General features: G+C 62.8%; 23 protein-coding genes. 9 read left to right on the top strand and 14 right to left on the bottom strand.

Annotated features, from left to right (window positions below):
- Nucleotides 1-204: 204 nt before the first annotated feature.
- Nucleotides 205-810, bottom strand: a complete 606-nt coding sequence (locus NKH42_RS27060; RefSeq protein WP_352507913.1) for a DinB family protein — start codon at nucleotides 808-810, stop codon at nucleotides 205-207.
- Between NKH42_RS27060 and NKH42_RS27055 the strand changes: the two genes are divergently transcribed.
- Nucleotides 797-1432 carry a TetR/AcrR family transcriptional regulator gene (locus NKH42_RS27055; RefSeq protein ID WP_352507914.1) on the top strand — a complete coding sequence of 212 codons (636 nt, stop codon included), beginning with the start codon at nucleotides 797-799 and terminating at the stop codon, nucleotides 1430-1432. The two genes, NKH42_RS27060 and NKH42_RS27055, sit on opposite strands and share 14 nt — an antisense overlap.
- A gap of 38 nt (nucleotides 1433-1470) precedes the next feature.
- Here the strand turns inward: NKH42_RS27055 and NKH42_RS27050 are convergent, their stop codons facing one another.
- The 5 genes from NKH42_RS27050 to NKH42_RS27030 all read right to left on the bottom strand — a co-directional run bounded on the left by NKH42_RS27050 (nucleotide 1471) and on the right by NKH42_RS27030 (nucleotide 5058).
- Nucleotides 1471-2223, bottom strand: coding sequence for a sulfite exporter TauE/SafE family protein (locus tag NKH42_RS27050; protein ID WP_352507915.1), 753 nt, complete (start codon nucleotides 2221-2223; stop codon nucleotides 1471-1473).
- A 125-nt stretch (nucleotides 2224-2348) separates the two neighbouring features.
- Nucleotides 2349-2801: a hypothetical protein gene (locus tag NKH42_RS27045; RefSeq protein WP_352507916.1), complete on the bottom strand. Its 453-nt coding sequence runs from the start codon at nucleotides 2799-2801 to the stop codon at nucleotides 2349-2351.
- 124 nt (nucleotides 2802-2925) lie between these two features.
- On the bottom strand, nucleotides 2926-3774 hold the full coding sequence (locus NKH42_RS27040) for a 23S rRNA (adenine(2030)-N(6))-methyltransferase RlmJ (protein ID WP_352689593.1): 849 nt from the start codon (nucleotides 3772-3774) through the stop codon (nucleotides 2926-2928).
- Nucleotides 3771-4382 (bottom strand): hypothetical protein, encoded by a 612-nt coding sequence (locus tag NKH42_RS27035; RefSeq protein ID WP_352507919.1) that lies wholly within the window; start codon nucleotides 4380-4382, stop codon nucleotides 3771-3773. Before NKH42_RS27035 ends, NKH42_RS27040 begins: the two co-directional genes overlap by 4 nt.
- Before the next feature lie 4 nt (nucleotides 4383-4386).
- The gene (locus NKH42_RS27030; protein WP_254820301.1) at nucleotides 4387-5058 is read right to left on the bottom strand and encodes a TetR/AcrR family transcriptional regulator; all 672 of its coding nucleotides are present in this window, start codon (nucleotides 5056-5058) and stop codon (nucleotides 4387-4389) included.
- A gap of 85 nt (nucleotides 5059-5143) precedes the next feature.
- Between NKH42_RS27030 and NKH42_RS27025 the strand changes: the two genes are divergently transcribed.
- The gene (locus NKH42_RS27025; protein ID WP_254820302.1) at nucleotides 5144-5611 is read left to right on the top strand and encodes a carboxymuconolactone decarboxylase family protein; all 468 of its coding nucleotides are present in this window, start codon (nucleotides 5144-5146) and stop codon (nucleotides 5609-5611) included.
- A gap of 28 nt (nucleotides 5612-5639) precedes the next feature.
- On the opposite strand, the gene NKH42_RS27020 is transcribed toward NKH42_RS27025, so the two are convergent.
- The 5 genes from NKH42_RS27020 to NKH42_RS27000 form a co-directional block, all read right to left on the bottom strand.
- A complete protein-coding gene (locus NKH42_RS27020) occupies nucleotides 5640-6539 on the bottom strand; it encodes an aminoglycoside phosphotransferase family protein (RefSeq protein ID WP_352507921.1) in 900 nt (299 codons plus the stop codon).
- Nucleotides 6540-6658: 119 nt separating this feature from the next.
- Nucleotides 6659-7108: a DNA polymerase III subunit chi gene (locus NKH42_RS27015; RefSeq protein ID WP_352507922.1), complete on the bottom strand. Its 450-nt coding sequence runs from the start codon at nucleotides 7106-7108 to the stop codon at nucleotides 6659-6661.
- Between the two features lie 38 nt (nucleotides 7109-7146).
- On the bottom strand, nucleotides 7147-8643 hold the full coding sequence (locus NKH42_RS27010) for a leucyl aminopeptidase (protein ID WP_352507923.1): 1497 nt from the start codon (nucleotides 8641-8643) through the stop codon (nucleotides 7147-7149).
- A gap of 81 nt (nucleotides 8644-8724) precedes the next feature.
- On the bottom strand, nucleotides 8725-9108 hold the full coding sequence (locus tag NKH42_RS27005) for a VOC family protein (protein WP_352507925.1): 384 nt from the start codon (nucleotides 9106-9108) through the stop codon (nucleotides 8725-8727).
- A 73-nt stretch (nucleotides 9109-9181) separates the two neighbouring features.
- A complete protein-coding gene (locus NKH42_RS27000; RefSeq protein WP_352752900.1) occupies nucleotides 9182-10348 on the bottom strand; it encodes a flavin-containing monooxygenase in 1167 nt (388 codons plus the stop codon).
- Between the two features lie 354 nt (nucleotides 10349-10702).
- Here NKH42_RS27000 and lptF point away from each other — a divergent pair, with 354 nt between their 5' ends.
- The 7 genes from lptF to NKH42_RS26965 all read left to right on the top strand — a co-directional run bounded on the left by lptF (nucleotide 10703) and on the right by NKH42_RS26965 (nucleotide 18755).
- Nucleotides 10703-11905 (top strand): LPS export ABC transporter permease LptF, encoded by a 1203-nt coding sequence (gene lptF / locus NKH42_RS26995; protein ID WP_352507927.1) that lies wholly within the window; start codon nucleotides 10703-10705, stop codon nucleotides 11903-11905.
- The gene (lptG, locus tag NKH42_RS26990) at nucleotides 11902-12987 is read left to right on the top strand and encodes an LPS export ABC transporter permease LptG (protein WP_352479326.1); all 1086 of its coding nucleotides are present in this window, start codon (nucleotides 11902-11904) and stop codon (nucleotides 12985-12987) included. Before lptF ends, lptG begins: the two co-directional genes overlap by 4 nt.
- The gene (locus tag NKH42_RS26985) at nucleotides 12987-15404 is read left to right on the top strand and encodes an LPS-assembly protein LptD (RefSeq protein WP_352752892.1); all 2418 of its coding nucleotides are present in this window, start codon (nucleotides 12987-12989) and stop codon (nucleotides 15402-15404) included. The genes lptG and NKH42_RS26985 overlap by 1 nt, the downstream gene beginning before the upstream one ends.
- Nucleotides 15405-15517: 113 nt before the next feature.
- Nucleotides 15518-16444 (top strand): peptidylprolyl isomerase, encoded by a 927-nt coding sequence (locus tag NKH42_RS26980; protein ID WP_352479239.1) that lies wholly within the window; start codon nucleotides 15518-15520, stop codon nucleotides 16442-16444.
- Between the two features lie 13 nt (nucleotides 16445-16457).
- Entirely contained in the window at nucleotides 16458-17477 is a 1020-nt protein-coding gene (pdxA, locus tag NKH42_RS26975; protein ID WP_352752893.1) for a 4-hydroxythreonine-4-phosphate dehydrogenase PdxA, read from the top strand.
- 69 nt (nucleotides 17478-17546) lie between these two features.
- Nucleotides 17547-18386 (top strand): 16S rRNA (adenine(1518)-N(6)/adenine(1519)-N(6))-dimethyltransferase RsmA, encoded by an 840-nt coding sequence (gene rsmA / locus NKH42_RS26970; RefSeq protein ID WP_352507931.1) that lies wholly within the window; start codon nucleotides 17547-17549, stop codon nucleotides 18384-18386.
- Nucleotides 18387-18461: 75 nt separating this feature from the next.
- Nucleotides 18462-18755: a DUF1330 domain-containing protein gene (locus NKH42_RS26965; RefSeq protein WP_352507932.1), complete on the top strand. Its 294-nt coding sequence runs from the start codon at nucleotides 18462-18464 to the stop codon at nucleotides 18753-18755.
- Here NKH42_RS26965 and gmk read toward each other — a convergent pair whose 3' ends face one another.
- From gmk to mltG, 3 genes are all read right to left on the bottom strand, one after another.
- Nucleotides 18756-19412, bottom strand: a complete 657-nt coding sequence (gmk, locus tag NKH42_RS26960; protein ID WP_254820312.1) for a guanylate kinase — start codon at nucleotides 19410-19412, stop codon at nucleotides 18756-18758.
- 33 nt (nucleotides 19413-19445) lie between these two features.
- A complete protein-coding gene (locus NKH42_RS26955; RefSeq protein ID WP_352752902.1) occupies nucleotides 19446-20336 on the bottom strand; it encodes a YicC/YloC family endoribonuclease in 891 nt (296 codons plus the stop codon).
- 137 nt (nucleotides 20337-20473) lie between these two features.
- Nucleotides 20474-21694: an endolytic transglycosylase MltG gene (gene mltG, locus NKH42_RS26950; RefSeq protein WP_352752896.1), complete on the bottom strand. Its 1221-nt coding sequence runs from the start codon at nucleotides 21692-21694 to the stop codon at nucleotides 20474-20476.
- Between the last annotated feature and the right edge of the window lie 2 nt (nucleotides 21695-21696).

Genomic DNA, 21696 nt, shown 5'->3' with positions numbered 1-21696 from the left:
TTGTCCAGAACGAAGGCGGTCGCCCGCCTCGTCTTGTTTGAAAAGATAAACTACAGGTAAGTAGGAAGCAACGCGACGAGCACGCCGCTGCACTATCTTGCACGGCGCGATGAAAGTAAGCAGACAGCTCACATTTCTGAAGGACAGGATATCGTTCGATAGATCCGGTCGAGCCGACCGGCGTGATCGAAAGCGCTTGGCCGTTCAGGCGCCGGGCGGCTCACGGCTCATCTGCAGCCGGCGCGAAGGCTCGGCCCTGTGGAGATGGACGGCGAAGGTATCCCATGGCGGCATGACGGAAATCTGTGCCAGGATGCGCCCCGCTTCACCGCGATGATAGCCGCCGTGCAGTACGACGTGGGTCAGCATTTCCTGTCGCGACATCAATACCTTATCCCCGTCGGTGAACACGAAGGCGAGGGGCTCGGACAGCTGCCGCGACGAAACGGTTTCGAGATAATCGGGATACCAGCGATCGGTCGCTGCGACCGCGGCGCGAAGTTCGTCGAACGCCGGCGTGTCCTCAGTGGTGGCGGCGGAGTAGCCATGGCTTGCGTCAACCAGGTGCGCCGAGAATATCCGCGACACCACATGGCTGTGATCGACGAGCCGTATCACGGCCTGCCGTTCCTTGCCGTGAACATGCGGGTCGAGACTCGCGAGCTTTTCCAGCAGTTCGTCATGGCCCAGGCCTGATAGGCAAACAGGCTGCGAACCAGAGCGAGCGCACTCATGGTCGGTGTCCTTTTCCGGAAATGCGAGTATGTTGTTTATATTTTCAGGAGAATGAGAGGGCGTGTCTACTCGCATTGCAAGACCGCATCCGCGCATGCGCAAGCAGCCGCGCCAGGCGCGTTCCAGGGCAACCGTCGAGGCGATCATCGAGGCAGCGGCTCATGTTCTGAGCGGGCTGGGCTGGGCCGGCTTCACCACCAACAAAGTGGCCGAGACAGCAGGTGTGAGCATCGGCACGCTCTACCAGTATTTTCCCGACAAGCTCTCCCTGCTCGCAGCCGTCCGGCGCCGTCACTTCGATCATGTGCTGTCGGTCATTCGCGATTCGGCGGAAGACCAAAAGCCGCTCAGGACATTCGCGCAGGAGCTGGTGCGCGGCATGATCGCGGCACACAGCATTCACCCGACACTACACCAGGTGCTGCTCGACGAGGCGCCTGGCGATCGTGGCTCCAGGGCCGCCCATGCTTCGTTCCAGGCACAATACCTCAATCACTATGCGGCTGCTGTCGCCAGTTATCGCAAGCCAAGGAAAGGCGCCGACACGGAGGCCGTGGCGCGGGTGCTGTCGTCAGCGATCGAAGGTGTGATCCACAACGCGGCACGCCGGAACATGCTCGCCGCGCCGGAGCTGCAAAAGCAACTCGTCGAACTGATCTGCGCCTACCTATCGGGAGCGGGCCGTACCGGTCGATAGCGCATGGCACGGCGGAAGTCGGGATTTCTGTGTGTCGTTCAAAGCCGGCTTATGAGGTGCGGCAGGGACGATGCCAACAATGCCGCACCTGATGCGGCCAAGAGTGTGAGGACGATCTTTCGAAAAGTCGCCTCGCTAACGCCGATGTAGAGTCTCGCGCCAAGGAGTGTCGGTATCAACATCGCCGGCGCGACGACGGCAAACATCGGCAGCATTTCGAGCTTGATCTTTCCGGCCGCAAGATAGGCGGCCATCGTCATGGAGAGGGTCACAAGGTTGAAATTCTGGATGACAATACGCTGCCTGTCCTTTTCCCATTGGCGCAGCACGCACCACAGCGTTGGAACCGGGCCGGTGAAGCCGCCAAGTCCACCCATGATGCCACCGACCAGACCTATTGCACCGTCTGCAACAGGACCCCCGACCTTGATGGGAGGGAGGCGACGCGCAAAGAGCATCAAGGGACACCAAACGACCAGCAGCGCGCCGAAGACCAGCTTGAACAACTGCACATCCAGCAAGGGCAGGATGGCGACACCGACCGGAATCCCTATGGTCCCGCCAATCAGGAAGGGCAGCAGAAGCCTGAGGTCGAAACCCCGGCGGACGGTGACGGCAGCGATGATCTGACCGGTGAGCGCCCCAAAGACCGCCATGGCAGCAGCCAGTTGGGGTTCCACGGTCCAAACCCAAATCGACATGGCAACCAGGCTGAAAGCGAACCCGGAAAGCCCCTGGACGAAGCCAGCAACGACCGCGCCGAGAGCAACAGTATAAACAAGCAAATCCATGTGGTGCTGTTTCCCCGCAAACTCGTGACAGCAGATCGCGCTTCCCGCGAATGCTGCGCCGCATGGAAACGGTGACGGTCGATCAGGTGGCCGGTGCTAAAAAGTCGGAATCAGCGAGTGCGCGATCAGCGCAGGACGCGGCAGCGGCCGTTGTAGACCATCCAGCGGTCGAAGCCCGACACGCAGAATTCGACATTGTCGCCGATCGAGGCAAAGCCCTGGCCTTCCTCGATCAGGTACCAGATGGTGCGGGCGCGGCCGTCGGAGAGGCTGACGGTGGCGCCGCAATAACGGCGGCCGATCGGCCAGGTGTCGTCGGCCGGCAGATAGCGATGCTGGTGGATGCGCTGGAAGTCGACGATCTGCACATCCGGCAGATGCGGCACGTGATGCACCTGATAGGAGAAGCGGTCGGTGATTTTGTTCAGCACCCAGGCCTCGCCGCACACGCCGCTGTCCTCATCAGTATAGATTGCAAGGTCGGCGGCCTGCACCGCCTGAGTAACGCCAAGAGGCGCAGCCAGCGGCGTGCAAACGGCGAGCAGTGCGGCAAGGGCGGATTGGGCGAAGCGAGTCATGGCAGCCTCTCAAGGTCGACTGCGCGCACTGTGCGGATTCGCTGACGCGCGGTCAAGCGGTTGTAGCGACTATGGTTGTGGTGACGCGGTTGCGCTGAGGGAACGACAACGACCGCATCTCAAACTACTCTCCCGCCAGCCAGTCCAGCGTCCAATGCGATGGCTGCTCGACAGCAAGCAGCCGGTGCAGCGCCGGCAGCAGCGTCCGCAACTCGCCCTCCAGGGTGAAGGGCGGATTGACCACCACCATGCCGCAGCCATCGAGGCTCGGCTCGACAGAGGCCGGCCTGATCTCAAAACCGATGTCGAGCAGCCTGGGAACGCCCGTCTGCTTCAGCGCCTTGCGGAAGGCGGCGACCGCCTTGCGGTCCTTGAACGGATACCAGAGCGCGTAAATCCCTCCTGGCCAGCGCCGATGGGCTCTTTGCAGCCCGTCGACCAAGCGACCGAACTCGCCCTCTTCCTCGAAAGGCGGATCGATGAGGACGAGGCCGCGCTTCTCCTTTGGCGGCAGATGCGCGCCGAGCGCCAGCCAGCCGTCGAGCTCGATCACCCGGGTCTGGAAGTCGCCGTCGAACAGCGACTTCAGCCTGGCGGCATCCTTGGGATGCAGCTCGACCGCCGACAGCCGGTCCTGCTTGCGCATCAGGTGCCGAGCGATCAGCGGCGAACCCGGGTATTTTTTCACGCCGCCGTCCGGATTAAGCGAGCGGACGGCTTCAAGATACGGCGCCAGCAGTGCTGCCACCGGCGCATCGAGGGCCGCATCGACCAGCCGGCCGATGCCGCCTTGCCATTCGCCGGTCTTTTGCGCTTCGGTCGAGGACAGATCGTAACGGCCGATCCCGGCATGGGTGTCGATGACCCGAAACGCCTTGTCCTTCTGCTTCAGATATTCGATCAGCCGGCTGAGCACGACATGCTTGACGACGTCGGCGAAGTTTCCGGCATGGTAGGCGTGGCGATAGTTCAATTGGAGCCCCTGCCCCAGCGAGGCGCTGGCGGCTGCGAATTCGGATTTTCCGGCCGACGGCCGCCGAAACGGAATGCCAGCACCAGCCCGGCCAAGCCGGCCGCCATCAGGGAAAAACCGACCGGTCGCGCCCGGCGGTCGACCTCGCCGGCAGCCGAGCGCAGGACGAGGTCGACGGCCCGCATCGGAATGCCCTCGGCGTCGCCCGGACCAACGGTAAAAATATAGGGGCCGGCGGTAACGGTCGGGATCAGGCCGGCCTCGTCGCGAAAGATCCTGTCCGGCAGTTGCGGACTGACCTGCCGAGGATTGTCGGAATGGTTGAACTGCAGCGTCGAGGCGAGCACCGTCCTGCCGGCGGTGGCGGCAGTGAGGGTCAACACGGTGCGCTGCTGCGAGACGATACGCTCGGCTCTTGCCGTAAGGTCGACCAGCACGCGTAGCGGCCCGTCGCGTGCGCTAAGGGCCACCGTCACTGGCTTGAACCGGCCCTGGTCGTAAACCCTCCAGGTGCCGATCTCACGGCCGGAGAAATTGGTCATCGCCCAGGGATAGACGACGCCGATGCCGGTACCGATGAGCAGTATCAGGGCGAACAGAGAGCGCATGAGGTCAAGACCCGGTATTCGGCGCGCTGGTGCCGTCGCGGGCGCGTTCCATTTCGTCCAGGAGCATATCAAGGCCGAGATCAAACGTCCGGTCAAATTCGGCGGTGCCGAAATAACGCCCGGCCGCAGCTACTTTTGGAAAATCCTGCGCCAGTTGCTCATCGCTGACCGTGGTCACGGCCGAAGGCCCCTTCGCATAGCCGGCAGTCTCGTCGAGGATGGCACCCATCAGATAATAGCCGGTGGTACGGAACAGCCGCGCACCAAGTTCCGGTCCGAAGCCGCCGGCCTCGAACAGGCCGAGGATGCCGTTCAGCCACGCAAGGCAGGTCGGCGAGTTCATCCGGTAGGTAACGAAGAAGCTGGCGAAAGCCGGGTGCTCACGCGCGACGCGGCGGAAATCCTGCACGGCGATGCGCAACCTTTGTCGCCAAGGTAGGTCCGTGTCGGGCATTTCGAGGGAGCCGATCAGCCGGTCCACCAAGGCTTCGAAGAGATGCGCCACCGAAGGAAAGTGGTGATAGATGCTCATCGCCTCGCAGCCGAGTGCAGTCGCCAGCTTGCGCATCGAAAAACCGGCGAGGCCCTCGCTCTCGATCACCTTCAAAGCGGCAGCCTCGATCATCTCGCGAGACAGTCTGCCGCGCGGTCGCTTTTTTTTGATCGATGTGTCCATGGTGCCGCTTGACAACTTACACTGTAAGGTTCATTTTCGACATTACCTTACACCGTAAGGTCTACAAACGCCAGAGGAGAACGTCATGTCTGTGTATCGTACTCTTTCATCAACGCATTCTTCCATCCGCCGTGCCTGCCTGCTCGCCGCCGCCTGTGTGCTGACGCTGGCTGCAACTCCTTCTTATGCCGATGAGTATGACGCAACCGTCAAGGACATCCAGTCGACCATGGGCGGGGTGCCCGGTTTCGTAAAGCAGTTCCCGAAAGCCGGTCTGCCCGGTGCATGGGCCGAGGTCAAGGCTATCCAGCTCAGCGACAAGACGGCGCTGCCGCCGAAGGTCAAGTCACTGATCTCGCTGGCGGTGGCGGCGCAAATCCCGTGCAACTACTGCATCTGGTCGGACACGCAGGACGCCAAGCGGGCCGGCGCTACCGACGAGGAGATCCAGGAGGCGGTCGCCGTTTCAGCGCTGACCCGCCACTGGAGCACCATCTTCAACGGCATGCAGGTCGATTTCGATACATTCAAGAAGGAGATGGGCGGGCAGTAATGCCTTTCGTTGTTAGAGCGGGATGCATTCAGACTGAATTAGCCATCCCGCTCCGACTGTTTGTGTGATCCGCCAGCACCTCATTGATGACCCGCCACGATTTTTCCGCCTCGCGCTGGTTGCCGTCATGTCCCGAAGCGACGATCAGCGCCTTCCACAACGCCCAGCCCCGAGCGCGCGCCCAGCTGTGCTCGTCAAGCGCAATGGCGTCGCGGAACGCTTGGCGGCTCTCGCCGTAAAATTCCGTCCACGCGATCACCAGATCACAGGCAGGATCGCCGATAGCCGAACTACCGAAATCGACCACCGCGCACAGCTTGCCATCTTCGACGAGCAGATTGCCCGAGGCGACGTCGCCATGGACCCAGACCGGCGGCCCTTTCCATCCCGAGGCAAGGGCCGTCGCCCACACGGCCTCGGCTGCGGCCTTGTCGATGCGGCCACCGAGCGCCGAGAGCGCGGCTCGGGTCTCGGCGTCGTAGACCGAAAGCCGGCCGCCGCGGTGGAAATTATGCTGCCCTGCCGGTGGCCCATCGGCAGCGTCGATCCGGTAGAGCGCCACCAAAAAGCCGGCCAGCGAACGGGCGAGCTCAGTAAGATCGGCAATCAGTCCACCAGCCGCCGGTCTGCCGCCAAGCCAGCGATAGACGGACCAAGGCCATGGATAGCCTTCCCCGGGCGCGCCTTTGGCCAGCGGCACGGGTATGGGCAGAGGCAGGTGAGGCGCCAGGCGGGGCAGCCAGCGATGCTCCTTCTCGACCTGGGCGACGTAGGCGGCGGCGCTCGGCAGCCGCACCGACATGTGATCGCCCAGTCGGAACGTGCGGTTGTCCCAGCCGCCAGGCTCGACCGGCTCTACCGGCAGGTCCGCCCATTTGGGGAACTGCGCGGCAATCAGCCGGCGAACAAGTGCGGCATCTATCGGCATGCCTGGTGTTCGTTCATCGGGCGGCATCGGGCTTGCTCAGGTCTTTTGAATAGCCGGCAGTCCATCTTTTTGGCGTCGCATTCTTGCGGCGCCAGTGATTCCACTAGGCGGCAAATTCCCTAAGCCTTGCGTTCCCAGCGCCGGTCGGGCGTTTGCTGCCAGTAGGTCACGGTGTGGCCCGCCTCCTTCATTGTCTTCCAGTGCGTGCGTGCCGCCTCTAGCTGGGCTGCATCGTGACCGTCGAACAGGAACACGGCGCGCTGGTAGCCGCCAAGCTCCGGCGGCACCGCCCCATCGACCAGGAAGCGTATCTGCGCCTGGTTCGGATTGTCAGGGCTGACGGTCAGAAGCACCGGCTGCTCGGCGGGACGGGCTTCGCGGTCCGTTGCGTGGGCCAGGAATGAATCGTCCCGGAAAGTCCACAGATGCTGGTCCAGCGCGTCGCGCCGTTCCTCGGTGCCGGTCTGCACCACGGCGCGCCAGCCGCGATCGATACTGCGCTCCAGGAGGCCGGGCAGCGCAGCCTCCAGCGTCGATTCGGTCAGGTGATAAAACAGAATCTCGGCCATGCGTTCAGTCTACATTTTCGGAACCCCGCCCCAGCCGCTCATTGCTCGTAATGATCGCGCAGCAGCCGGTCGAGCAGCCTGACGCCGAAGCCGGAAGCCCATGACTGGTTGATCTCGTTGGAGGGCGCGCCCATAGCGGTGCCGGCAATGTCGAGATGCGCCCAGGGCGTGTCCTTGACGAAACGCTGCAGGAACTGCGCGGCGATGATGGCGCCGCCGTGGCGGCCGCCGATGTTCTTCATGTCGGCATTCTTGGAATCGATCAGCTTGTCGTATTCGGCACCGAGCGGCATGCGCCACACCCGCTCCTGCGTCGCCTGTCCGGCCGCCGTCAGCCGGTCCGCCAACTCGTCATTGTTGGAAAACAGGCCGGCATAATGCTGGCCGAGCGCCACCATGATGGCGCCGGTCAGCGTCGCCAGATTGATCATGAATTTCGGCTGGAAGCGGTCGTTGCAGTACCACAGCGCATCGGCCAGCACCAGGCGGCCCTCGGCGTCGGTATTGAGCACTTCGATGGTCTGGCCCGACATCGAGGTGACGATGTCGCCCGGTCGCTGAGCGTGGCCATCGACGGCGTTTTCGACCAGCCCGACAATGCCGACGACATTGACCTTCGCCTTGCGCGCGGCTAGCGCGTGCATCAGCCCGGTGACGGCAGCAGCGCCGCCCATATCCCCCTTCATGTCCTCCATGCCCGAGGCCGGCTTGATCGAATTGCCGCCGGTGTCGAAGGTGACGCCCTTGCCGACGAAGGCGACCGGGCTTTCCTTGGCCTTGCCGCCGTCCCACCGCATGACCGCGATGCGGGCGCCACGCGGCGAGCCCTGCGCTACGCCCAGCAGCGAACCCATGCCGAGCTTCTTCATCTCCTTCTCGGCCAGGATCTCGACCGTGACGCCGAGCGCCTCCAGTTCGGCGATGCGGGTGGCGAATTCCACCGGCCCCAGAACATTGGCCGGTTCATTGACCAAATCGCGCGCCAGCAAGACACCGTCGATCACCGCCGCTTCATCGGCGAAGGCCTTCTTTGCAGCTGCCGGATCGGCGGTGTGAATAGTCACCTTGACCGGCTTTTTTGGCTCGCGCTTGTCGTCACCATTGTTCTTTTTGGTCTTGTACTTGTCGAAGGAATAGCTGCGCAGCAGGATGCCTGCTGCGAGCTGAACGGCTTGCCTGCCGCTGATGGCGGCACCGGGAAGATCGAGCACGACGGCCACTTCGGTTGCCTTGCGAAAGGACGCGGCAATCGTGCCACCGAGCTTCAGCCAACCATAATCATCGAGATTGGAGCCCTTGCCGGCACCGACCGCTACCAGTCGATCGAGCGATGTCCCTTCCGGTGCCAGCACTTCGACCAAGCTGGCGAATTTGCCGGTGAAGTCAGCGACCGGAAAAGCCCGCTCAAGGGTCTTTGCCGGATCACAAGCCCTGGCGGCATCGCTGAGGTCGCCCTCGTCGGCCGCCAGAACGAAAACGCTGCCCTTTTTGGGCGCGGCGAATTTGGCGAAGGCGATCGAGGGTCTCGAATTCATGATGTCCTGCTTTCGGGAAGTGCGTTGGATTATCGCGAGAAGCGTTCGATTGGTCGGACCGAAAGGTGCCGTGTTGTTGCGTCAGTGAGCGGCGGGTTGAAACAGCTCGATGACATTGCCCGATGGGTCTTCGAGCAGGGTCTGGGAACCGCCGACGCCCGTTATGATATCGTTGCGAAAGACAAGTCCAGCACTCTTGAGGCGCGCAACCTCTTCTTTCAGGTCCGGCACCACCAGCAGGATGCGGTTCCAGCCTCCCGGCACCGGCTGCCGGCCATCCGGCATAGCCCGTGCACCCGAACTGCCGGGTCCGCTCAGAAGGAGCCGTAACGCGCCGCGCGTGACGGAAGCAAAAGCCGGTCGCGCGTCCTGTTCGACGGTAAAGCCCAGTTGTCCACAGTAGAAATCGATCGAGGTGGCGACATCATCGACCATGTAGCGAATGCTGACTGGCGTCATGATCATTGACCTTTCGGTTCGAGCACGCTCCAACAAGGCGTGTCTATTGCGGGCGGAACAATCGGCATAGTCCTGCTCACTATCGCTGCTTGACAATCCGCGCCGCTATCGCCCTGGCCTGAATGCGGGCATTGGCGAAACAACCGCGAATGCTCGGCCGCATGCCGGTAAACCACAGGCCGGGCAATTTCGGATCGGCATCGCCGCCGTTGAAAAGCGGAACGCCCTTGCCGTCGAGAACGCCGAGCTTGCCGACCATCTGCTCCAGACCGGTGCGATAACCAGTCGCTGCAATGACGATATCGGGCGTGATAAACCTGCCGTCATTCAACACGACGCCGTCTTGGCTAAATTCCCGCAATGGTGGCACCACCACGATCGTGCCTGCCGTGATGGCGCGAACCGCGCCGTCGTCGGCTGCGATCGCGGTGTAGTCGGCGCTCAGACGGCTCGCACCGCCTGTGGGAGCCGGCGGAAGCCCAAATTTCGTCAGGTCGCCGAAAACCAGGCGCTGGGTTGTCGCCATCACCGCATCGGCCAGCCGCACCGGCAAGCTCGCCATTAACGGTGAAAGCCTGTGGACGGCGACCTTGCCGATGCGTTTCGGCAGCAGAGAGGGGCCGTTGCGGGCCGACAGCCAGATGCTTTGGGCATCTGCATTCGCAAGATGATTGAGTGCGTCGAACCCCGAATTGCCGGCACCGACCACCAGCACCCTTTTGCCGGCGTAGTCCTTCGCATCGCCAAAATCGGCCGAATGGATAATCCGGCCTGCAAAATCCTTCATGCCTTTCCACGCGGGAATAAACGGCTGCCGGTCGCGCCCGGTGGCGACGACGATATGGCGCGCCAGACGACGTCCGGCGTTCGTCCGCACGGTCCAGTGATCGCCGTCGAACGTGACCTCTTCAACGGCAACGCCGAATGCGACCGGCAGACCATGCGTCTGGCTGAAATCGTTCAGATGGCGAATGACGGCCGATTTATGCGGAAAAGCCGGGGTGCCTGCGGGATAGCCGACACCGGGGAGCGTCGAGAGATCGCGATGGGTATTGAGGTGTAGCCGCTGGTGGCGCCGATGCCAGGGTTCGGCAAGCCGGCTCTCCCTTTCCAGGACGAGCGTCGGTACGCCGGCCTTCATCAAGGCGTGGGCGGCGGCAAGGCCGGCCGCGCCGGCGCCGACCACGATCGCGCCGTCAAAGACGGTTTCTCGACCGGTTTGACTGCGCAATTTTTCCGCTTCCATGCTGGGGCTCAACAGATCCTGACCCGTCTTATCACGCCGCGGCGGTCGCGACCGGCGCGACATTTGGTCGTTTTGCCGCATTTGACAAGACTTTGGCCGAAATCGCTCCCATATGCGATATCGAACCACCCACGATTCGTCGCGGCACGGCCCCGCTTCCAGCCGCAACCTGTTGTTAACCAACAATGTTCGCCCTTTCTTATCCATTGCCGCCGACACTCCGGCCCAGCGGAATGTACGATACGGGACAGAACCCGGATCGAACCGCCAAACTGAGCCAGTTGTGCAGCCGGCGCCGGACGACTACCTTGTTCCAAGGCATGATGCCGTTCGAAATCGCCGAGAAAAGCCTTCATGAAGGTCGTTGAACGTTACATCATGCGCCGTGCCTTCGCGGTATTCGCGCTGGCGCTCGTCTGGACGCTGGCGATCGTCTGGACGACTCAGGTCCTCGCCCGCATCGACCTCGTCACCGATAGCGGTCAATCGGCCCTCACCTTCTTCGAAGTCGCAGCGCTGATCATCCCGACGATCGTTCCGATCGTCGTACCGTTCGCCCTGGTGGTCGCGGTTGCCCAGATCCTCAGCGTGATGAATTCGGATTCGGAGCTCGCCGTCATCAATGCCGCCGGCGCTTCACGCTGGACAATCGTCAGGCCGATCATGCTTCTGGCACTAGCAGCCAGCGTTTTTTCGTTCGCGGTCGACAATGGCGTCGACCCCTACGCGCGCCAGAAGAACCGCGAGCTGATAGCATCTTCGCGTGCGGATCTGTTGTCGTTGATCATCCAGGAAGGCACCTTCCGCAAGATCGATGACGGCCTGTTCCTGCAGGTTGGCGAACGGCTTCCCGACAATCGCCTCGGCGGCATCTTCGTCGCCGATTCGCGCGAAGAAGGCGTCAATCTCGTCTATTATGCCGAGTCCGGCAGCATCATCGAACGCGGCGACGAGAAGGTGCTGATGATGAATGACGGGGTGATCCATCGCAAAACCATGACCGGCGACCTCTCGGTGATCCGGTTCACCTCCTATGCCTTCGATTTGTCCGCTTTCATGTCGGCATCATCCGACATCCTGCTTTTGCCGAAGGACCGGACGACCCAGTATCTGCTCAATCCCAGTCCGAACGACAAGATGTACCAGCAAAAGCCGAACAGGTACCTAGCCGAGCTCGACCAGCGTTTTTCCGAGTGGTCCTATTCGCTCGTCTTCGCGCTGATCGCGCTCGCCGTCGCCGGAGATGCACGCTCGCATCGTGAGGCGCGTGTGCACCCGCTGATCACGGCAATCGCGATCGCGCTGTTCGTGCGCTGGCTCGGGTTCTTTGCCGCCGGCAAGGCCGACAAGGTGCCGCAATATGCCTATATGGTCTACGGCGTCCCGATCGTGGCATCGGCGATCGCCATCTGGTTCATTGTTTCCAACCGGACCATGGAACTGCCTGTTGCCTGGGCCGACTGGGTGACCAATCTTGCCGGCCGCTTCAGTGAGGGCTGGAGCGCCATCAAGCTCCGTTTTGCTGGGCGCGGCGCTTCCGGACAGGGAGCCGGCTGATGGGCTGGACTCTGGGTCGATACTTCTTCTTTCGCTATGTGACGATCACCATTTGGTTCTTCATCGGTCTTTTGGCGCTGGTGTTCCTGATCGATTTCACCGAGCTTTCCGGCCGCACGACCGGCGTGCCAGGCTTCACTTACGGAACTGCCTTCGCCATTTCCGGGCTCAGGATGCCGATGATCATGCTGCAGACGGTGCCGTTCGTCGGCCTGTTCTCGGCGATGGCGACCCTGGTGTCGCTCAACCGCAAATATGAATTGGTAATCGCCCGTTCCGCCGGGGTTTCAGCATGGCAGTTCCTGCTGCCATGCTGCATCGGGGCGCTGCTGTTTGGTGCCTTGTCGGTCGGCGTCATCAATCCGATAGCCGCGCACGCCTATTCCTGGTCCGAGCAGATCGAGACCCAACTCCGTTCGGGCAAGTCGAATACGGTCTCGGCCGATGCCGCACCCTGGATCAGGCAGAAAACCAGTTCCGGCGATACCATCATCGGAGCGCGCGCCATTCTCAATCAAGGCTTGGAGATGGCCGACGCGGTCTTCTTCAGCTTCAGTCCGCAAGGCGATATCATCGAGCGCAAGGATGCGGCGCGCGCCTTTTTGCGGGACGGCTACTGGGAATTGCAGGACGTCAAGGTGTTCCGGGACGGCACCATCCAGTCGTTACCCAGCGATCGGCTGCCGACCAATCTCAAGCCGGAATTCGTGCAAGAGCGGTTGGCGCGCCCTGAGACTATCCCCTTCTACGATTTGCCCGGCAAAGTCGAGGTGGCCCGCTCCTTCGGCCTCAAGGCAAATGCCTTCGCCATGCAGTTCGATTCCCTCGTGGCGCTGCCCTTCCTGCTCGTCGCGATGACGCTGATTGCGGCAACGGTATCAATGCGATTTGCGAGGATGGGGCAGTCGGCGACGATGATTCTGGGTGGCATCGTGGCCGGCTTTCTGCTTTATGTCGTTTCGGTGCTGGTCAAGGCATTCGGCGTAGCGGGATTCGTACCCACAGCCGTAGCGGCTTGGGTCCCGGTTGTCGTGGCTATGTTCTTCGGGGTGACATTCCTGCTATACAAGGAAGACGGCTAGTGAGGGAGGCGGTTTTGCGCAGCCATAGGCACGCCGGTTTGGCACGCCTCTCTGCGGCGAGCGCCTTGGCATGCCTGCTTGCCAGCGTCGCCCCGGCTGCTCCGGCTTTTGCCCAGGACGTCAGTGACCTGGCGACGAAGGTTCCGAGTGGCACGCAAATGCTGATGGCAGCCGATACGCTGGTCTACGACAACGACAAGCAGACCGTGACGGCCGTCGGCGGCGTCCAGATCGACTACGGCGGCAACCGTCTCGTCGCCCAGCGGGTCGAATACAACCGCAACACCAAACGCCTCGTCGCCAGCGGCAATGTCGAACTCGTCAATAGCGACGGCACCAAAATCTATTCGCAGCATGCCGACATCACTGACGATTTCGCCGACGGCTTCGTCAACGCGTTGCGGGTCGAGACCATAGACAAGGCGTACTTCGCCGCCGAAAGCGCGGAGCGCATGGGCGGCGTGCTGACGACGTTCCACAATGGCGTCTATACCGCGTGCGAGCCGTGCGAGGACAAGCCCGACAAAGCGCCGACCTGGCGTATCAAGGCCAGGAAGATCATCTGGAACGGCGAAAAGAAGACGGTTCGCTTCGAAAACTCGAACTTCGAGTTCTTCGGCTTTCCGCTGGCCTATCTGCCGGCTTTCGAGATCGCCGACCCAACGGTCAAGCGCAAGAGCGGCTTCCTGATTCCCGGCGTCGCCTACAAGAGCGACCTCGGCGTGGGTATTAAAGTCCCCTATTATTTCGCGCTCTCGCCGACCTACGATCTCACTGTCACCGGCAGCGGCTATACCAAGCAAGGTTTCCTCGGTGAGGCCGAGTGGAGGCAGCGCTTCAACAATGGTCAGTACAGCCTGAAGATTGCAGGCATCCGGCAGGAGAATCCCGACGCCTTCATCGACGACAATGGCCACAACGTCAATTCGGGTACCGAAGGCGACCCGAACAGGTTCCGCGGGATGATGGGCACCCAGGGCCAGTTCGCTATCAACCCGCGCTGGGACTTCGGTTGGGATATCCTGCTGCAGAGCGACAAGAATTTCGCGCGCACTTACGACATCGATGGCTTCAACGACAGCGTGCACCGCTCCGAGGTGTATCTGACGGGACTCAACGATCGCAATTACTTCGATGTGCGCGCCATGCACTTCGACGTTCAGGAAGACACTCTCGCCAGCGATCCGACCGCACGCGCCGCCAAGCAGCCCTGGGTGCTGCCCTCGCTCGACTACGCCTATATCCCCGACATGCCGGTGGCCGGCGGGCAGCTCTCGTTCGACGTCAACGCGCGGGTCATAGACCGCGACAGGCTCGATACGGCTCTTGCAGATTCGGGCGTCCCTTCGTCCGTCAACAACGTTCGTGGCATCGACGGTCAATCTGGCCGTCTTACCGCGGAAGCCGAATGGAAGCGCACCATCACCACCGATGGTGGGCTGCTGCTGACGCCGCTCCTGGCGCTGCGCGGCGACGCCGGCTATGTCAACGCCTCCTCCGCCTCGCTCGACGCCATCAACCAGATGGCGACCAATCTCGGCGTTGAGGACGATATGCGTTCATCGCTTGCCCGCTATATGGCGACCGCCGGGCTTGAGATGCGCTGGCCGGTGCTGTTCTCGATGACCAGTTCCAGCCATGTCTTCGAGCCGATGGCGCAAGTATTCATGCGTCCGAACGAGCAATATGTCGGCGGGCTGGCGGTTCCCAACGAGGACGCCCAGAGCTTCGTCTTCGACGCCACGACGCTGTTTGAGCGCGACAAATTCTCGGGCTATGACCGCATGGAAGGCGGCACACGCGCCAATGTCGGGCTCCGCTATTCCGGCGCATACGACAATGGCTGGGGCACCAACGCGGTGTTCGGCCAATCCTACCAGCTCGGCGGCCAGAACTCGTTCGGCACGCCGGATCTGGTCAATGTCGGTGCCTATTCGGGTCTTGAAACTGCAACCTCCGACTATGTCGGCCTTGTCGGCTTCAACAGCCCCAGCGGGTTTTCCGGCTCGGTCAGCGGCCGTTTCGACGAGCAAAGCTTCGAGATCCGCCGCGCTGAGGTAAAGGCCGCCTTTTCAGGCCTGCCAGTATCGCTGAGCGCCAAATACGCCTTCATCCAGGCGCAGCCGCTCTATGGCTTCTCCACGGATCGCCATGAGGTCACGCTCGGCGCCTCGACGCATCTTGCCGAGAACTGGCGCGTCTTTGGCACCGGCACATATGATCTTGAGCAGAGCGTGCTGGTCAAGGACGGCGTCGGCTTTGCCTATAGTGATTCGTGCTTTACCTATTTGATGACGTTTTCGGAAAGACGTGACCTTAACACCAGGGAAGTGTCGCAGAACGTCGGCTTCAACCTGTCGTTCCGCACGCTCGGCGATTTCGGCTCGTCGCAACGCTCAATCGACACCATCCAATAACGGAAGTCGGCAACGGGGTGGCTGGCGGACGACATTGTTTCGCCGCATAGAGCAGGCACGGATTTCGGCGACCTGAACTGGGATGGGTTGGGTCGAATCGGGATGGAACTGGGATGCTTTCGATGAGGAAATACCTCTTTTCGGCAGGGTTCGCGCTGCTGGTGGCGTTCTCGACCACCGCAGTGACGCCGCCGGCTTTCGCCACCGAGATCAAATACGTCGTCAACAACGTACCGATCACCACAGGCGACATCCAGCATCGGGCCGCTTTCCTGCGCCTGCAGCGCAGAAAGGGCGATGCCGGCCAGGAAATGATAGATCAGACGCTGCGCTCGGCCGAGGCCCGGCGCCTAGGCATCCGCATCAGCGATGCGCAGGTCGATGCCGCCTATCAGCGTTTCGCCACGAACAACAAGATGCAGCTCAAGCAGCTTGACGGTGTGATGGCGCAATCAGGCGTCACCAAGGAGCACTTCAAGGAATTCATCCGAGCGCAGATGGCCTGGAACCAGGCGCTGTCCGCGCGCTACCGCTCCGCCGACGGGGGCGGCGCCATAAGCGAGCAGGACGTCGTCAAGCGCATGCTCGAAAAAGGCGGCAGCAAGCCGAGCGCCACCGAATACATGCTGCAGCAGGTCATCTTCGTCGTGCCGGCAGCCGAGCGCAGCGCGACGCTGGCCAAGCGCAAGCGCGAAGCCGACGCCATGCGCGCCCGCTTCAACGGCTGCAACACCACGCGCGAATTTGCCAAGGGCCTGATCGATGTCACCGTTCGCGACCTCGGCCGGGTGCTGGCGCCGCAACTGCCGCCGGACTGGGCCGAGCAGATCAAGGCCACCAAGGTCGGCGGCGCCACCGCGACGCGCGAGACCGACCGCGGCGTCGAATTCGTCGGCATCTGCTCGTCGCGCGAAGTGTCGGACGACAAAGTCGCGCAGATGGTGTTCCAGAGCGAGGGCTCGAGCGACAAGAACGCCGACGAGCTCTCAAAGAAATACGTCGAGGAGTTGCGGAAGAAAGCCCGCATCATCGAGCGCTGAAGTCGCGATCGCCATGCCTGACGCAGAGCTTCCGCTGGCGTTGAGCGTCGGCGATCCGTCCGGCGTGGGGCCGGACATCGCCATCGCCGCTTGGCAGGCCCGCGACAGCGCCGGCGTTCCGTCTTTTTATCTCCTTGCCGATCCGGCGCTGATTGCCGCGCGGGCGCACGGGCTCGGCACCGATATCGCGATTGCCGAGACGACGCCGGCGCTAGCGCCTAGTATGTTTTCGCGCGCGCTGCCGGTGGTGGCGCTTTCCGCCCGTTTCGTCGACAGTCCCGGCCGCCCGGGTCCAGCCAACGCCGCCGGAATCATCGAGGCGATCGACCGCGCCGTTGCCGACTGCCTGGCCGGCCGCGCTGCCGCGGTCGTCACCTGCCCCATTGCCAAGAAGCCGCTCTACGATGCCGGCTTTCGCTTTCCCGGCCACACCGAATATCTGGCGCATCTGGCATCGCTTCACACCCGCACCGAAGTGACGCCGGTTATGCTGCTTGCCGGTCCGGACCTGCGCACCGTGCCGGTCACCATTCACATCGCACTGGCCGAGGTGCCGAAGGCGCTGACGACCGACCTGATCGTCGCCACCGGCCGCATCACCGCCGCCGACCTTGCAAACCGCTTCGGAATTGCCAAGCCGCGGCTCGCCATCGCCGGCCTCAACCCTCATGCCGGCGAAGGCGGCGCGATGGGCACCGAAGACGAGCGGATCGTGCGCCCGGCGATCGACAGGCTGAGGCAGGAAGGAATCGACGCCTTCGGGCCATTGCCGGCCGACACCCTGTTTCACGCTCGCGCCCGCACCGGCTATGACGTGGTGCTCTGCATGTATCATGACCAGGCGCTGATCCCCGCCAAGGCGCTGGCGTTTGACGAGGCAGTCAATGTCACGCTCGGCCTGCCCTTCATCCGCACCTCGCCCGACCACGGCACCGCCTTCGACATCGCCGGCAAGGGCATTGCCCGTGCCGACAGCCTGATTGCGGCGCTGAAACTCGCTCGCCTGCTTGCCGATACCGGGAAAAGGCCGTAGGCCACTGAGCCAAATGAGCCCAATTCGATGGCCTTAACCCGACGAGCCCAGCCCGATGAGCCCAGCCCGATGAGCATAGACGGCCTGCCGCCACTGCGCGAGGTGATCGAGCGCTATGGGCTGCAGGCGAAAAAGGCACTCGGCCAGAATTTTCTGTTCGACCTTAACCTGACAAGCAAGATTGCGCGGACCGCCGGCGACCTGAGCGACGTTACGGTTATCGAGGTCGGTCCCGGTCCGGGCGGGCTGACTCGGGCCCTGCTCCTCAACGGCGCCCGGCGGGTCGTCGCGATCGAGCGCGATGAGCGCTGCCTGGCGGCCCTGGACGAGATCGCGAAGCACTATCCGGGTCGGCTCGAGATCGTGGCCGGCGATGCGCTGAAAACTGATTTTGCAGCGCTTGCCAAAGGAGCGCCGGGAAGCGGGGGGTCGGTGAAAATCGTTGCCAACCTGCCTTACAATATCGGCACCGAATTGCTGATCCGCTGGCTGACCGTGACCGAGTGGCCGCCTTTCTACGCATCAATGACGCTGATGTTCCAGCGCGAGGTCGCCGAACGCATTGCAGCCAGCCCCGGCAGCGAGGCCTATGGCCGGCTCGGCGTGCTTGCAGGCTGGCGGACGGAGGCGAGGATTGTCTTCGACGTGCCGCCCCAGGCGTTCACACCGGCACCCAAGGTGACGTCCTCGGTGGTGCATCTAGTGCCGCGCGCCAGCCCCTTGCCGGCAGAGGTCAAACGGCTTAGCCGCGTCACCGAAGCGGCATTCGGCCAGCGCCGGAAAATGCTGCGGCAGAGCGTGAAAAGCCTCGGCGGCGAGGCACTGCTCACCCGCGCCGGCATCGATCCGACCAGGCGTGCGGAGACGCTCAGCGTCGAGGAATTCATTCGCCTGACCAACGCGGTGTGATGCCGGGAAGCGTCCGCGTGGAATTTCCGCTCTCATGGCATAGATAGCCGGACAAACCCTGCCCGGAGACAAACAGTGGCCGCCTATGTCATTTCCGACGTCACGATCCGTGACACAGAGGCTATCGAAGCCTATCGCGCCCGCGCGGCTGCCTCCATCGCCCAGCATGGCGGGCGCTATCTGGTACGCGGCGGCGAGGTGGAAAGGTTGGAAGGCGACTGGTCTCCCGGGCCGCTGATCATCGTGGAATTCCCCGACATGGACACGGCGCGGCGTTGGTACCGCTCCGCCGAATATGCCGCGGCATTGGAACTGCGCGACGCCGCGCTCAGCCGCAATCTGATCCTGGTCGCGGGGACAACGCCTTGATCAATCCGTCTTCTCATCGAGCAGCCCTGAGACAAAATCGAACAGGCCCGGCCGGCGATCGCGTCTGAGCCGTTCGGCCGTGACGATGCCGCGCACCTCGGCGAAAGCACGGTCGAGATCGTCGTTGACTATGACGAAATCATATTCCTTCCAGTGCTCGATCTCGTTGCGGGCGTTCTTGAGCCGCGTCTCGATCACCGCTTCCTGGTCCTCGGCGCGACGCTTCAGCCGTGCCTTCAATTCCTTCATCGACGGCGGCAGGATGAAGATCGAGACGATGTCGGCGCGCATCTTCTCCTTGAGCTGCTGAGCGCCTTGCCAGTCGATGTCGAACAGCATGTCGCGGCCTTCGGCCAGCGCCTGTTCGGCCGGCTCGCGCGGCGTCGCGTAGCAATTGCCGTGCACCTCCGCCCATTCGAGCAGCGCATCGGAATCGCGTAGCCGCTCGAACTCGCGCATGGTGCGGAAGTGGTAATGGACGCCCTCGATCTCGCTGCCGCGGCGTGGCCGCGTGGTGACCGAGACCGACAATTCGAGGCTGGAATCGCTCTCCAGCAGATTGCGCGCGATCGTCGACTTGCCGGCGCCTGACGGCGACGACAAGACCAGCATCAGCCCGCGGCGCCGAATGCGGGAACCCAAATCCCTAGCGGTCATGGGGCTTGGCAGTCATGTGGCTTGGCATCGGGATCATTCCAGATTCTGGACCTGTTCGCGAAACTGGTCGACGACCGCCTTCAGTTCCAGCCCGATGGCGGTGACCGCGGCAGCATTCGACTTGGAACACAGCGTATTCGATTCGCGGTTGAATTCCTGTGCCAGGAAATCGAGCTTGCGGCCGATGGCGCCACCGCCGGCGAGCAGCGCCCGCCCCGACGTCACGTGCGTCTTCAGCCTGTCGATTTCCTCGCGTATGTCGGCCTTGGTGGCCAGAAACGCCGCTTCCATATGCAGCCGGCTGGCGTCCAGATTGGCGGACGCGTCCATCAGCAGGCGGATCTGCTCGGCGAGCCTTTCGCGGATCATGGCCGGCTCGCGTGATGGATCGGCCTCGGCCCGCAGCGTCAGCGCCTCGATGGCATCGATATGGCCGGACAGCAGGGAACGAAGTGCGGCACCTTCGCCCTGGCGCGCCTGCTGCAGCCCGTTCAGTGCTGCTTCCAGCGCCGACAGTATTGCGGTATCGAGCGCACTGCGCGCCTCTTCGGTTTCGATGGTTTCGGGAATGTCGAGGACGCCGCGCAGCGCAAGCAGGCCGTCGGCCGCCGCAGGGGCTACTCCGAACTGCTCCTGCAGCCGCTTGGCCAAGCCCGCCAGATCCCTCAGGAAAGCCTCGTTGACCACGGGTTGCGCTTGCGCGCCGGCGGCGCGGCCAATGGTCAGCGTCATCTGGAAATTGCCGCGCGCAAAACGCTTTTGCACCGTCTGCCGGACGGCCGGCTCCAGCCGGTCGAAACCTTGCGGCAGCCGCAGCCTGACCTCGACGCTTTTGCCGTTGACGGACTTGGCTTCCCAGGCAATCGCAGTGCCGTCGTGTTCGGCGACACTGCGCGCAAAACCGGTCATGCTCTGCAAGTTCATGTAGCCGTGCGTCCCTTTGCCGAATGCCCTCAAGCCGGAGCAATTTTCTCCGGGCAGGATCATGTGAATTTCAATGCCATAGCAGCCCTTGCACATCCACCCGGACATGCACAGGGCCAACCTGATGGCGTCCGGCCCTACTGGGCGGCGGTGGCGCCCGCATCGTCAACGATGGCTCCCGCCGGCGTGTCGGCTCCGGTATTGGTTGCCCCGGCCTTGGCGGCGTCCTGCGCCTGCTTTTTCAGCAGCGCCCGGTAGCGAGCGACATTCTCGTTATGCTCATCGAGCGTCGAGGCAAAGACGTGGCCGCCGCTGCCGTCGGCGACGAAGTAGAGATCGCTGGTCTTCGACGGATTGGCGACGGCCTCCAGCGCCGCACGGCCGGGATTGGCGATCGGCGTCGGCGGCAAACCGTTGATCAGATAGGTGTTGTAGGGCGTCGGCTTCTGGATGTCCGACTGATAGATCGGGCGGTCGATGGGTTTGCCCTTGCCGCCGAAGAGGCCGTAGATGATGGTCGGGTCCGACTGCAGCCGCATACCCTTGGCCAGCCGATTGAGGAAGACGGCGGCTACGCGCGAGCGTTCATCGCCCTTGCCGGTCTCCTTCTCGACGATCGAGGCCAGGGTGACAAAATCCTCAACATTGGCGATCGGCAGATCTGGCGCTCGGCGCTGCCAGACCTCGTCGACCAGCTTCTTCTGGTCGGCCAGAAGCTTGTCAACCATCTGCTGACGTGTTGCGCCGCGGGTGAAGCGCAGCGTGTCGGTGGCGAGGCTGCCCTCAGGTGGAGTGGTCGACGGCATATCGCCGGTCAGCGCGTCCTGCTCGGCGATCCGTTGCAGCGCCTGCTCCACCGTCAGCCCCTCGGGGATAGTCAGCGAATACATCACCGACTTGCCGCTCTTCAGCAGTTCCATGATGTCGTGCATCGACGCCTGCGGCTTGATCTCGTATTCGCCGGCCTTCAGCGCGGAATCATTGCCGAAGGCGCGCACGCCAAGGCGGAAAATGCGGGCGTCGCTGATCAGTCCTCGCCGCTCAAGCTGGTCGGCGATCTCCTGGACGCCGCTATTCGGCTTGACCAGGAAGGTGTCCCCATTGGCCGACGGGCCGGGCTCGTTGAACTCCTGCTTGCCGAAATACAGCGCAACGCCCGCCGCCAGAACCATCAGCATCACCGAAGAGATGACGAAGTTCATGAACACGACGAACTGGCTGCGCGAGGCACGCGAGCGCTTCGGCGGCGGCGTGCCGGCCTCGGGCCGCAACGCCTCGCTGGCCGTTTTCGGCACGATCGGGCCGGACGTTGCTCGCCGTTGCCCGAATTCCCCGTTATCGGCCGGATTTGTGTTCATAG

It is taken from the genome of Mesorhizobium sp. M1142 (genome assembly GCF_040318565.1).
Taxonomy (GTDB): Bacteria; Pseudomonadota; Alphaproteobacteria; order Rhizobiales; family Rhizobiaceae; genus Mesorhizobium.
Note: the sequence above shows the minus strand (reverse complement) of the source record. Positions and strands in the feature narration are given on the sequence as shown.